Below are 12,298 nucleotides of genomic sequence, written 5' to 3'. Positions count from 1 at the left end.
TCCCCACCGCTGTGTGGATGTGAAAGGAAGTCCGATGTCACGCCACTTCAATCCCTTTGACGCCGACCGCCCCCTGCGTCTGCACTGTGCCTGCGGCCAGCACCACAGTCAGGACGAGCATGACGCTGCCCTGGGCCATGACCAGGCTGTGCAGACCTTGCGTGAGCGCAGCGAGCAAGAAGACTTCGAGGCCTACTCACGCGAGTTCGTCGAAGCCAGCCTGGTCAAGGCCCTCTTCCCGCAGGACGCGCTGCGCCGGCGCTTCCTGAAGGCGGTGGGCAAGAACACGGCCATGGCCGCCATTGCCAGCGTTCTGCCCACCGCCAGTCTCCAAGCCATGGCCGAAGAGGCCGCACCGCTGGAGAAGACCTCCTTGAAGATCGGCTTCATTCCCATCACCTGTGCCACGCCACTGATCATGGCCCACCCCCTGGGCTTCTATCGTAAGCAGGGTCTGGATGTGCAGGTGGTCAAGACGGCGGGCTGGGCGCTGATCCGAGACAAGATGATCAACAAGGAATATGACGCGACGCACTTCCTCTCGCCCATGCCTTTGTCGATCACCATGGGGCTGGGATCAACACCCAAGCCCATGCATGTGGCCACCATCCAGAACACCAATGGCCAGGCCATCACGCTGGCCATGAAGCACAAGGACAAGCGCGATCCCAAGGACTGGAAGGGCTTCAAGTTCGCGGTGCCGTTCGAATACTCGATGCACAACTTCCTGCTGCGCTACTACGTGGCCGAGCATGGGCTGGATCCGGACAAGGACATCCAGATCCGCGTGGTGCCTCCACCTGAGATGGTGGCCAATCTGCGTGCCGGCAACATCGATGGTTACCTGGGTCCCGACCCGTTCAATCAGCGTGCGGTGTTCGATGAGGTCGGCTTCATCCACCTGCTCACCAAGGAGCTGTGGGATGGCCACCCCTGCTGTGCCTTTGGCACCAGCGGCGAGTTCATCGCGCAGAACCCCAACACCTTTGCCGCACTGTACCGCGCCGTGCTGACGGCCGCCGCCATGGCGCGTCAGGCCAAAAATCGCGAGCTCATCGCCAAGGTCATTTCGCCCGCGCAGTACCTCAACCAGCCTGAAGCGGTGCTCAAGCAGGTGTTGACGGGCCGCTATGCCGATGGCCTGGGCAACGTCAGGGACGTGCCTGATCGCGCTGATTTCAACCCCATTCCCTGGCAGTCCATGGCCGTGTGGATGCTCACGCAGATGAAGCGCTGGGGCTATGTCAAAGGCGAGGTCAACTACCAGCAACTGGCCGAAAAGGTCTTCCTGCTCACCGACGCGAAGAGACACATGAAGGCCTTGGGCGAGACCGCGCCTGCCGGTGCCTATCCTGGCTTCAAGGTGATGGGTAAAGCGTTTGATCCTGCCAAGCCCGAGGCCTACATCAACGGCTTTGCCATCAAGCGCAGCTAAGGACCACACCCCATGCGTTCCAAGGTTTCCTGGTGGCACACAGAGCGTTTCAAGGCCACACTGTTGTCGGTGCTGATCCTGGCCGTGTTGCTGGGCATCTGGCATCTTGCCACTCTGCCCAAGACAGCACCGGCGGTCACCCTCACGCCCGAGCAGATCGAGTACCTCCAGCTCATGGGCAAGGATCCCGCTGCCGCCGCCAGCGGTGAAACCGCGTCGGCGTTTCCCACCCTGGCGCAGATGGGTACGGTGATGGTGCAGCACCTGAGCGATCCCTTCTACGACAACGGCCCCAACGACAAGGGCATCGGCCTGCAGCTGGGCTACTCCCTGGGTCGCGTGGGCCTGGGCTACCTGATCGCAGCGCTGGTGGCCATTCCCCTGGGCTTTGTCATCGGCATGTCGCCCCTGGTGTATCGGGCACTCGACCCTTTCATCCAGGTGCTCAAGCCCATCTCGCCGCTGGCCTGGATGCCGCTGGCGCTCTACACGATCAAGGACTCGACCATCTCGGGCATCTTCGTGATCTTCATCTGCTCGATCTGGCCCATGCTGATCAATACCGCCTTCGGTGTCGCCCATGTGCGCAAGGAGTGGCTCCATGTGGCGCGCACGCTGGAAGTGTCACCCTGGCGCACGGCCTTCGAGGTGATCCTGCCGGCGGCGGCGCCCACCATCCTGACGGGTATGCGCATCAGCATGGGCATTGCCTGGCTGGTCATCGTGGCCGCCGAGATGCTGGTGGGGGGCACCGGGGTGGGGTACTTCGTGTGGAACGAGTGGAACAACCTGTCCTTGCCCAATGTGATCTTTGCCATCCTGACCATTGGGGTGGTGGGCATGTGGCTGGATGCGGCCTTTGGTCGATTGCAGAAGGGAGTGAGCTATGTCGATTGACCGGCAGGCCGACAGCAGTCGCCCCTATTTGCAGGTCGAGGACCTGGGCAAGCTTTATCCCGGCGCCAGCGAGCCCGTGTTCGAGGCGGTGAACTTCCACATCCGGCGCGGCGAGTTCGTCTGCATCATCGGCCACTCGGGTTGTGGCAAGACCACCATCCTCAACAGCCTGGCGGGCCTGGAGCACTCCAGCAGCGGACACGTCTTCATGGACGGGCGCGAAGTCAATGCTCCTGGCCTGGAGCGGGGGGTGGTCTTTCAGGGGCATGCCCTTATGCCCTGGCTCACGGTGCGCCAGAACATCGCCTTTGCCGTGCGCTCCCGATGGCCGCAGTGGACACGGGCCGAGGTGAGTCGCCAGGTCGAGCGTTACGTCGAGATGGTGGGCCTGAGCCCGGCCATCGACAAGAAGCCGTCGCAGCTGTCCGGGGGCATGAAGCAGCGCGTGGGCATTGCCCGGGCGTTCGCGATCGAGCCCAAGATGCTGCTGCTCGACGAACCTTTCGGGGCCCTGGACGCCCTCACGCGGGGCACCATCCAGGACGAACTGTTGCGCATCTGTGCACAGACCCAGCAGACCGTGTTCATGATCACGCATGACGTGGACGAGGCCATCTTGCTGGCCGACAAGATCCTGCTGATGAGCAATGGCCCGCGCGCGCGCATCGCCGAAATCGTGGTCAATACCCTGCCGCGCGATCGCACGCGGGCCGGTCTGCACCATGACCCGCGCTTCTACCCCTTGCGCAACCACCTGGTCGATTTCCTGGTGAGCCGCGCCAAGGACCTGAGCCACGGCCGAGCGCCCGAAGTGCCGGACGAAGTGTGGCCCGGTGAGCCCCTCCCCCTTGATACACCCGAGGAAAGAGCGACATGAGTGCAAGCCCCTCGCCCCCTGTCAGCCGCCCCCCGCTGCCGCCCTTCTCCGAAGAGAGTGCCCGCCTGAAGGTGCAGATGGCTGAAGACGCCTGGAACAGCAAGGACCCACAGCGCTGCGCGCAGGCCTACACGGAAGACTCCTGGTGGCGCAATCGCAGCGAGTTCCTCCAGGGGCGTGAAGCCATCGTGGACTTCCTGACGCGCAAATGGGCCAAGGAGCACGCCTACCGGCTCAAGAAGCGCCTTTTCTCCTTTGCCGACAACCGCATCGCAGTGTGCTTCGAGTACGAATACCACGACGACCAGGGCCAATGGTGGCGCGCCTATGGCAACGAGAACTGGACGTTTGATGAGCGCGGTCTGATGGCCCGTCGCGAGGCCAGCATCAACGACATCCCCATCACCGAAGCTCAGCGTCAGTTGCGCTGAGCCGATTCATTCCACCCTCATGAGCACAAAGGAGCACCCCATGAACCGTGAAGACGTGACCGACCTCATCATCGAAGCCAAAGTCCGCAAGGGGCTCAAATGGGCCGACGTGGCCCAGCGCGTGGGCCTGAGCAAGGAGTGGGTCACCGCCGCCTGCCTGGGCCAGATGACGCTGAACGCCGAGCAGGCCGATGTGATCGCCGAGCTCTTCGAGCTGCCGGCCGAGGCCCGCCTGTGGCTGCAGCAGGTGCCCTACAAGGGCTCGCTGCCCACCGCCGTGCCCACCGACCCGCTGATCTACCGCTTCTACGAGCTGATCAGCGTCTACGGCACCACCTTCAAGGCCTTGATCCACGAGGAGTTCGGCGACGGCATCATGAGCGCCATTGACTTCAAGATGGACTTGCAGCGCGAGCCCCACCCGGCCGGTGACCGGGTGAGCATCACCATGTCGGGCAAGTTCCTGCCCTACAAGACTTACTGAGGCGAGCGCTCGGCGCGCGGCCACAGCACCCACATCTTCAAGGGCTGCTTGGTGCGGCCGGCCTGGGTCAGTGCCTCGTCGCCCCAGCCCCAGAAGAAGTCGGCCCGCACCGCGCCGATGATGGCGCCACCCGTGTCCTGGGCCACCACCAGGCGCTGCATCGGCTTGGGCGGCATCGGGGTGGCGCTCCAGGCCTGTGGCTCGGTGCTGTCCAGCCAGACCAGGGTGCCATAGGGCATGGTGTCCTTGTCGATGGCGATCGAGCGCCCTGGCGTCAAGGGCTGGCCCTGGGCACCGTTGGGGCCCATCTCGGGCTGGTTCAGCGGCTCTTCCTTGAAGAACACCACGCGTGGGTTGGCGTTCATCATCTCGCTGACGCGTTGCGGGTTCAGGCCGGCCCAGCCCTTGATGGCACTCCACGAGGCCTGCTCCAGGGGGAAGGCCCCCTGGTCCACCAGCCAGCGCGCCACCGATTGGTAAGGCTGATCGTTGTGGCCGGCAAAGGCCAGGCGCACCACCTTGGGCTGACCTTGCGGCGTCAGCTCGTCGAGCACGCGCACGCGGGTGGAACCCTGCACCTGCACCAGCAGGGCGTCCAGCGCGTCGGCCACATAGACCAGCTCACGCCCGTTCAGGGCCGCGCGCGCTTCGGGCACGTTGTCCAGCTCGGCGCGTGTGTAGTAGGGCTTGCGCTGGCCCAGATCGGCCGGCGGGCGGAACAGCGGGATCTGGAAGGCGCCCTGGGGCTGGCGCCGGGCATCGATCATGGGCTCAAAGTAGCCGGTCAGCAGGCCGGTGCTCTGCCCGTCGATGGTCTCCACACGCCAGGGCTGGACATTGGCCTCCAGCCAGCGGCGCACCGTGTCGTCTCCGACCTCGCGGCCCCAGGCCGAGCCCAGCACGCGTGCGCGCGTGCACACCGTCATCCAGTCGCTGGCGGGGCGCTGGCAGCCGCGCCACAAGGCCGTCCAGACCTCGCTGGGCCGATCCGTGCCCCAGCCGGGCAGCTCATCCCAGCGGGCCTGCACCCAGCGGGCCTTGCCGCGCTCCTGCACCACGGCGCCATCGGGCAGCGTGTGGGGCGGCGTGGTGGTTTGCGGGGCGGGCTGGGGCGCCTTCTTGAACGGCAAGGAGCCGCAGGCGGCCAGGATTCCTGAGATGATCAGCACCGAGGCGGCGCGGGCTGCACGGTGCAGGGGGTCCACGGCGTGAGCCGCAGGATGGAATGGGGAGGAACAACCGGACATGGGACTGATTCTGCTCGAAGCGTGCTTGGCGCTGGCGCTCTTGGTGTTTTTTGTATGGTGGACGATGTTCTCGGGGCGCCGCGGCGGCGAGCCGCAGGATCATGCCTCAAGCCAGGCGCCCCGTCAGGACGACGATGGCCCGTCCCCCTGAGACCCAGGGGGCAGGTGCTTCGTGGCCACCGCTTTGGGCGGCAGCAGGAAGCTCAGCGGCTGACGCAGCAGGCGTCGGCCCAGGGCCCGTGCCAGCCGTGCCCGGTCCTTGACACGCACCCCGCGTGAGCGCACGGCCACCCGCAGCGCCAGCACAAAGCTCACGCCCACATTGAGCAGGCCGGTCAAGGGAATGGCGGCCACGCACCACCAGAAGTGCGCGTCGTGCAGCGCAGGCAGGCCCAGCGTGCCCAGGGCGGCGGCGATCTGGCCGGTGGACAGGGTGACGTGGCGCACATCCAGTGGCAGCCCGAAAAACCCCGCCAGGGCGGGCGTCAGACCCAGCAGGAAGCCCAGCGACACATTGGCCGCCAGACCCGAGATGTTCTCTCGCCACCACAGCGACCACCGCGCCGCGCGCGTCGGCCCCAGCACGACGCGGATGCGCGGGTGCCATTGCAAGGCACTGTCCAGCCGGTGCCAGACAAACCAGTTCTCGACCCAGCCGGCGATCAGGCTGGAGATGAACAGCAGCACCCCCGTGAAGGCCGCGAAGAACAGCGAGGGCCCCCACAGGGTCAGGTGATCCAGCACCGAGCCCGCCTTGGCCTCGTCGATCAGGGGGCGTCCCAACACCCACCAGGCCAGGCCCTGAATCAGCAGGACGACCGGCGCCACCACGGCCAGATTGCCGATGATGCCGGCCATCTGGGAGCGGATCAGGTGCGCCACCTCGTCGACGAACCCCTCCACGCCCGCCTCGTCATGGGTGTCGCGCAACTTGGCGGCCATGGCGGGCGCGGTCATGGCGGGCTGCTTGGTGGCCACCGTCCAGTGCAGCAGGTGGATCAGCACGAAGCTCAGCGCATAGTTGGTCCCGGCGGCAAAGCCGCTCCAGAAGGCCGACAGCCCCAGCGCCAGCAGGAAAAACTTGGCGAAGGTGGTGCCTACGATGACCAGGCCCCCGCCGGCTGCGCGGCGCAGCATGTCGACATACTCGCTGCGTGTGCGGGTGATGTAGTGCTCACCCGTCTCGGCACTGCGCTCGGCCACCAGGCGGGCCAGCAGCGAGTATTGCCGGGTGAACAGCGCCCGCACGCTGCGGCGCGCCTGACCTTGCTGGATCAGGGCCAGCACCAGGGCGCGCATCTCGCGATGGGGTTCGGGCGAGAGCAGGCAGTCCAGCACCTGTTCCATGCGCTGGCAGCGCGCGCGCAACTGGTCGATCTGGAACACCACATCCACCGACACGCCATAGGCCTCCAGGTGGTCGTGCACGCCTTCTGCCAGTTGCACGCAGCGGTCCAGCAGGGCGCGCAGGTACTGGGCCTGCTGCAGCACCGCCACCTGGTCCCCGGCATCGATCAGATCGTGCATGTCCTCGGCGGCGCGGGCCAACTGGCCAAAAGCTTGCGCCACCTCAGGGCCATCGCCCATGCGCAGCCGCAACTCGCGCGACAGACCGGCGGCACGCACCTGGCTGGCCAGGATGCTCAGGGCCGACATGAACACGGGCCGCCAGCCACCGGAGGCGTCGGCACATTGCCAGGCCTGGCCCAGCAAGGCCCCCAGGCGCGTGAGGGTGTCTTCTTCCAGAGCCTCGACCCACACATGGTCCGTGCGCACATCGAACAACAGCCCGAACAGGGTCGACAGATCGCGGGTGTCGGGGCTGGCGGGCAGCAGGCGGCCGCGCAGGCGCTCACCCAGCTCGCTCAGCAAGGCCGCACGCGGGGCAAAACCGTGGTCGGCCAGCAGGCTGCTGAGGTGCAGGTCGTCCAAGCTGACGGCCAGCAAGGAGACCACCCGCTCGCGGGCCTGGGGCTGGTCGTCCAGGTGGCGCAGCACGTACTGCACGCCCGTCACCGGATCTCCCTGGCGCACCCAGGCCAGCAGCTCGATCAGCCACAGGTGGCGCTCGGCCCGTGGCGCATCCATGGGGGCCTGCCGCAGCAGGTCGTCGATGGAGCGGGGGGTCGATCCGGTCACCGGGTCAGGGCCTCGCGTCGCGTCAATGCAGGGCGTTGGCGCGAGACAGCACGAACAGCGGGATGGGCGCCTCGAACCAGCGGGCGTCCTCGGACATGCAGAAATAGGTGCCCTCCATGCTGCCTTGAGGCGTGTTCAGTCGGGTCCAGCTGGTGTACTCGAACTTCTCGCCCGGCTGCAGCAGGGGCTGATGACCCACCACGGCCAGGCCGCGCACTTCCTCGACGTGCCCGGTGGCATCGGTGATCACCCAGTGGCGCCCGATGAGCTGCGCCGGCACATCACCGGTGTTGGTGATGGTGACGGTGTAAGACCAGGCGTACTCGTGCTGGGCTGGGTTGCTGTGCTCTTCCAGATAACTGGGGGCCACGGAACAGGTCAATTCAGGGGAGCTCATGCGCCTGATTCTAGGCAGAGCGCGTGACGAGCCCTGTATCAAGGTCTGAAATAACCCTGGAGGCTCATCGGGATGCCTTCAGAAAATCCCGGATCTCCCGGTCCGAGCGGCGGATGTGCAGCGACAGCCAGTCCCGCAGCAACGTGGACAACTGCGATGCGGTGGTGATGCTGCCTTGTTCATATTTGTGCTGCAGCGCCTCCAGATCGTGCACGAACTTCTCGTGTCCCTTCTTGTGCCCCTCCAGCTTGGGGAAACGGATGGACACCATGATCTGCTCCTCGCGCTGAAGGTGGTCCTTGGTGTAGGCTGCCAGATCCTTAAGGATGTCGCCCACCACTTCCTGGCCGCACCCCTGGCTGGTGGCCGTGTGCAGGGCGTTGACCAGTGCCACCAGATGCTTGTGGTCATCGTCGATCGGGCCATGGTCGATCGCCAGGTCATCCGCCCATTCGAAGTAAGCCATGGCGAGCTCCTCAGGCAGCCGCGAGCGCGGCCTCGTCATGGAACTTGAACACGTCCACGGTCTGCACCAGCGTGCGGGCCTGCTGCGCCAGCGATTGGGCGGCGGCGGCGGCCTCTTCGACCAGGGCGGCGTTGCCCTGTGTCACCTGATCCATCTGGCCCATGGCCTGGTTGATCTCGTGGATACCCAGCGACTGATCGCGTGCGGCCGAGGTGATGTCATCCATGATGTCGGCCACCCGGCGCGCATTGACCACCAACTCGTCCATGGTGCTGCCTGTCTGCTCCACCAGTCGGCAGCCGTGCCTGACATTGCCCACCGAGGTCTCGATCAAGGCCTTGATCTCCTTGGCGGCGGTGGCCGAGCGGCCCGCCAGGCTGCGCACCTCGGAGGCCACCACCGCAAAGCCACGGCCCTGCTCACCCGCGCGCGCGGCCTCCACCGCCGCATTGAGCGCCAGGATGTTGGTCTGAAAGGCGATGCCATCGATCACGCCGATGATGTCGGCGATCCGTGCCGACGAGGCATTGATGTCCTCCATGGTCTGCACCACCTGAGAGACCAGCGTGCCGCCACGCACCGCGACCTCGGCCGCCGCCGAAGCGACCTTGTTGGCATGCTGCCCTCCTTCCAGGTTCTGCTGCACGGTGGTGGTCAGCTCCTGCAAGGAGGCGGCAATCTGCTCCAGCGAGCTGGCCTGCTCCTCGGTGCGCTGTGACAGGTCGGTGTTGCCCATGGCGATCTCGCTGGTGGCCGTCGAAATCGTCTCGGACCCGGAGCGCACCCGCCCGACAATGCGGATCAGGCTGGTGTTCATGGTCTGCAGGGCTTGGAGCAAACGCCCCAGCTCGTCATGACGCTGTACCTGTATGTGCCCCGTCAGATCGCCTGCAGCCACTTGCTGCGCCAGATGCACGGCCTGCTCCAGCGGTTGGGTGATGGAGCGGGTGATCAACCGCGCGGCGACGATGCCACCCACCAAGCCCAGCACTGCCAGGATCACCATCACGCGCAAGGCGGACTGGATGTTGGACTGCACGTCTGCGCTGCCTGCGGTGACGACATCCTTTTGCAACTGGTTCAGTCGTGCGATGGGCTCATCCAGGGCATCGATGGCGGGCAGGGTCTCGTTGTTCATGAGCTGAGTGGCTTCGTCGCGCCGCCCTTCGGCCACCAGGCGCCGCACCTGAGTGAAGGAGGCTACAAAGGCCATCCGCTTTCGTTTGATCTCGGCCAGCAACTCTCGCCCTTGCGGCAGATACACCAGGGCGTCGAGCGTGGCCAGGGCCTCGTCGATCAGGCGCTTGTTGCGGTCGATGGATTGATTGAGCGCCTGCAATCTGTTCGCGTCATCCGTCATCAGCAGCGCCATGGTCAGGCGGGCGTTGGTTCGGGTGGTGGCGTTGACCAGATTGGCCGCTTCGGCCTTGCGCCAGTCCTGCTCGATGATGCGCTCATTGATGTCGCCGATGTGCTTGAACTGGAGGGCGGCGATGATGGCGGCGGCGCCCAGCATGGCCAGCAGGAGGCCAAAACCGAGGGAGAGCCGCTGCCCTATGCTGATGTGGATGCTTTTCACGGGAGGCCCCAGAGTAGTGTGTGTGGGGCACCTGTGCCGACCGTCCAGGGGGTCTGCCGGAGCCCTGCACTGCTTATCGGCCAGGGTGCGAAATACTTAACGGTGCCTGAACGGCGACTGTGCGTCCTGCTGCGACACCCGCCGCCGGATGCGGCTCAGGGAGACGGGCGTGATGCCCAGGTAGCGGGCCAGCTCCTGCTGCGGCACGCGCTGGGCCAGGTGCCCCTCGCGCGCCAGGAAGGCGGCATAGCGCTCCTGCGGGCTGAGGGTCAGCAGATCGTGTTCTCGCCACTCCTTGCGGATGGCGTAGTCCTTCCAGCCATTGAGCAGTGCGGCTTGCCAGCGGGGGTCCTGTCGGGCGATGCCTTCGATCCAGGCGTAATCGATGCGTTCGAGCTCGCAAGACTCCTGCACCCACTCCTCCCCGCTGGTGCGGCGGTAGAGCGTCTTCACGCATCCGTGGCGGATGACACAGAGATAAGGGTGGGCAGATCGCTCTTATCGATTGTTAATGCCCCCTCGCCTGTTCTTGCAGTTCCCTGACGATCCGAACCTGGCCATCTACTTCGGGCGCACCCTGGGCATGGTGAGCGGCGCCCTGGCCGTGCTGGTGTGGGTGTTTTATCCAGACACACAATGGCACTGGTACTGAGGGCGCGGGTGTCAATAGAATCGAGGGCAGGATCCCTTCAACACACCTGACAAAGGCAGCCCCCATGTCGAGCACCTTCCGCATCGCCCCGAGCATCCTGTCCGCCGACTTTGCCCGTCTGGGCGAGGAGGTGCGCACTGTCATCGATGCGGGGGCGGACTGGATCCACTTCGACGTGATGGACAACCACTATGTGCCCAACCTGACCTTCGGGCCCATGGTCTGCCAGGCCCTGCGCAAGCACGCGGTCAAGGCCGACGGCACCCCGGTGCCCATCGACGTGCACCTGATGGTGCAGCCCGTGGACGCCCTGGCCCAAGCCTTTGCCAAGTCGGGAGCCGACATCATCACCTTCCACCCCGACGCCTCCACCCACGTGGACCGCACCCTGCAGTTGATCAAGGCCGAGGGTTGTCAGGCGGGGCTGGTGTTCAACCCCGCCAGCCCGGTGGATGTGCTGGAGTGGGTGCTCGACAAGGTCGATGTGGTGCTGCTGATGAGCGTCAACCCGGGCTTTGGTGGCCAGAGCTTCATCGACAGTACCCTGCGCAAGGCCGAGCAGGTGCGCAAGATCATCGACGCTTCGGGCCGCGACATCCGCCTGGAGATCGACGGCGGCGTCAAGGTCGACAACATCCGCCGCATCGCGGATGCGGGCGCTGACACTTTTGTGGCGGGCAGCGCCATCTTTGGCCAGGCGAGCTACAAGGCGGTCATTGACGCGATGCGGGCTGAATTGGCATGACGGGCCCCATGCATCGGGCGCTGGCACCCTAAGCAGACAACCAGTTCGAACCCCCCTGTTGCTACAGACGTCCTACGGATGAAGGCCGCGCTTCAGTGCTTTTCACGCAGGCCACGCCTGTGGATGGTCGATGTGCTGCTCGGCATGCTGCTGCTTCATGGCGTCAGTACTGCTGCGCAGCTTCCAGTCTCCATTGAGCATTGGCGGGTGTCTCAAGTACAGGTCAACGAGTGGCGATCCGATCGGCTGCTCTATCAAATCGATGATCCCAGATTGGTGGGGAGGGTGATCGACTTTCTACCGGAGCGCATTGACTCCGACTTGCCCGATGCCACGGTGTGTGCGGAACCCACTCAGCAACGTTCACGTGTGAGGTTGAATGCCTTGCTTGAACAGAGCATGCAGGCTGTTCATCCAGGGAGCGATGTGGCGCAAAGCTTTGGGTTGTCAGTCTCGGGGCAGACCGAAGTCGACGTGCGTTGGCTGGCTTGTCGGCCTGGCACATGGGGGCCGGCACCTTTGAAGATGCCTGCGCAGGCATCGACAGGCCATCTGCAAAACAACTGGCTGGCGCGTTTGCCTGATGGATCGGCGCTCTTGAGATGGTATGGAGACACCTTGCTGGTGCTCAAGCCCAGCTTGCCCGGAGAGAAAGTCCAGCCCAGCTTTGCGTGTGCCAAGGCGCGATGGCCGGCTGAGCGTGCCATCTGCGGCAATGCTCGTCTGGCCTCCTATGATCGAAGCGTGACACAAGCGTGGCGTGTGGCCATCCAAGCTTGCGATCATGAGTCCCAGTGTTTGAGTGAGCTCAAACGCTCACAAAGGCAATGGGTGCTTCGTCGCAATCAGTGTCAACGGGATCTTGTTTGCCTGCGCCAGGCCATGCAGGAACGGCTGAATGCATTGATGACACCTCCGGAGTGAGGGCATGGGCAGGTCATGTTGGTAT

14 protein-coding genes are annotated in these 12,298 nt (G+C 65.0%); 8 read left to right on the top strand and 6 right to left on the bottom strand.

Translation table 11 applies throughout. From position 1 onward, the window contains the following. Positions 1–34: 34 nt before the first annotated feature. The 5 genes from VFW84_RS09760 to cynS are packed head-to-tail and all read left to right on the top strand — an operon-like array spanning position 35 to position 4,124. Positions 35–1,435 carry a CmpA/NrtA family ABC transporter substrate-binding protein gene (locus tag VFW84_RS09760; protein WP_329680263.1) on the top strand — a complete coding sequence of 467 codons (1,401 nt, stop codon included), beginning with the start codon at positions 35–37 and terminating at the stop codon, positions 1,433–1,435. Positions 1,436–1,447: 12 nt separating this feature from the next. Continuing rightward, positions 1,448–2,332, top strand: coding sequence for a nitrate ABC transporter permease (ntrB, locus tag VFW84_RS09755; RefSeq protein ID WP_329680262.1), 885 nt, complete (start codon positions 1,448–1,450; stop codon positions 2,330–2,332). Continuing rightward, positions 2,322–3,209, top strand: a complete 888-nt coding sequence (locus VFW84_RS09750) for an ABC transporter ATP-binding protein (RefSeq protein WP_329680261.1) — start codon at positions 2,322–2,324, stop codon at positions 3,207–3,209. The genes ntrB and VFW84_RS09750 overlap by 11 nt, the downstream gene beginning before the upstream one ends. After that, positions 3,206–3,640, top strand: a complete 435-nt coding sequence (locus VFW84_RS09745; protein ID WP_329680260.1) for a nuclear transport factor 2 family protein — start codon at positions 3,206–3,208, stop codon at positions 3,638–3,640. The genes VFW84_RS09750 and VFW84_RS09745 overlap by 4 nt, the downstream gene beginning before the upstream one ends. Positions 3,641–3,680: 40 nt before the next feature. Then, on the top strand, positions 3,681–4,124 hold the full coding sequence (cynS, locus tag VFW84_RS09740) for a cyanase (RefSeq protein ID WP_329680259.1): 444 nt from the start codon (positions 3,681–3,683) through the stop codon (positions 4,122–4,124). On the opposite strand, the gene VFW84_RS09735 is transcribed toward cynS, so the two are convergent. The 6 genes from VFW84_RS09735 to VFW84_RS09710 all read right to left on the bottom strand — a co-directional run bounded on the left by VFW84_RS09735 (position 4,118) and on the right by VFW84_RS09710 (position 10,405). Beyond that, entirely contained in the window at positions 4,118–5,371 is a 1,254-nt protein-coding gene (locus VFW84_RS09735) for a murein transglycosylase A (RefSeq protein ID WP_329680258.1), read from the bottom strand. The genes cynS and VFW84_RS09735 overlap by 7 nt on opposite strands. A 123-nt stretch (positions 5,372–5,494) precedes the next feature. After that, complete coding sequence (locus VFW84_RS09730) at positions 5,495–7,510, bottom strand: site-specific recombinase (protein ID WP_329680257.1); 2,016 nt, start codon at positions 7,508–7,510, stop codon at positions 5,495–5,497. A gap of 22 nt (positions 7,511–7,532) precedes the next feature. Beyond that, positions 7,533–7,907 (bottom strand): Co2+/Mg2+ efflux protein ApaG, encoded by a 375-nt coding sequence (gene apaG / locus VFW84_RS09725; RefSeq protein WP_329680256.1) that lies wholly within the window; start codon positions 7,905–7,907, stop codon positions 7,533–7,535. A 64-nt stretch (positions 7,908–7,971) separates the two neighbouring features. Then, positions 7,972–8,373 carry a bacteriohemerythrin gene (locus tag VFW84_RS09720; RefSeq protein ID WP_329680255.1) on the bottom strand — a complete coding sequence of 134 codons (402 nt, stop codon included), beginning with the start codon at positions 8,371–8,373 and terminating at the stop codon, positions 7,972–7,974. Positions 8,374–8,383: 10 nt separating this feature from the next. Beyond that, positions 8,384–9,952 carry a methyl-accepting chemotaxis protein gene (locus tag VFW84_RS09715; protein ID WP_329680254.1) on the bottom strand — a complete coding sequence of 523 codons (1,569 nt, stop codon included), beginning with the start codon at positions 9,950–9,952 and terminating at the stop codon, positions 8,384–8,386. 96 nt (positions 9,953–10,048) lie between these two features. After that, positions 10,049–10,405 carry a hypothetical protein gene (locus tag VFW84_RS09710; RefSeq protein WP_329680253.1) on the bottom strand — a complete coding sequence of 119 codons (357 nt, stop codon included), beginning with the start codon at positions 10,403–10,405 and terminating at the stop codon, positions 10,049–10,051. A 58-nt stretch (positions 10,406–10,463) separates the two neighbouring features. Here VFW84_RS09710 and VFW84_RS09705 point away from each other — a divergent pair, with 58 nt between their 5' ends. The 3 genes from VFW84_RS09705 to VFW84_RS09695 all read left to right on the top strand — a co-directional run bounded on the left by VFW84_RS09705 (position 10,464) and on the right by VFW84_RS09695 (position 12,273). Continuing rightward, on the top strand, positions 10,464–10,604 hold the full coding sequence (locus VFW84_RS09705) for a hypothetical protein (RefSeq protein WP_329680252.1): 141 nt from the start codon (positions 10,464–10,466) through the stop codon (positions 10,602–10,604). Between the two features lie 64 nt (positions 10,605–10,668). Next, positions 10,669–11,349 carry a ribulose-phosphate 3-epimerase gene (rpe, locus tag VFW84_RS09700; RefSeq protein ID WP_329680251.1) on the top strand — a complete coding sequence of 227 codons (681 nt, stop codon included), beginning with the start codon at positions 10,669–10,671 and terminating at the stop codon, positions 11,347–11,349. A 78-nt stretch (positions 11,350–11,427) separates the two neighbouring features. After that, positions 11,428–12,273: a hypothetical protein gene (locus VFW84_RS09695; RefSeq protein ID WP_329680250.1), complete on the top strand. Its 846-nt coding sequence runs from the start codon at positions 11,428–11,430 to the stop codon at positions 12,271–12,273. Positions 12,274–12,298: the final 25 nt, after the last annotated feature.

It is taken from the genome of Aquabacterium sp., from assembly GCF_036279655.1.
In the GTDB taxonomy this organism is placed as follows: Bacteria; Pseudomonadota; Gammaproteobacteria; order Burkholderiales; family Burkholderiaceae_C; genus Aquabacterium.
Note: the sequence above shows the minus strand (reverse complement) of the source record. Positions and strands in the feature narration are given on the sequence as shown.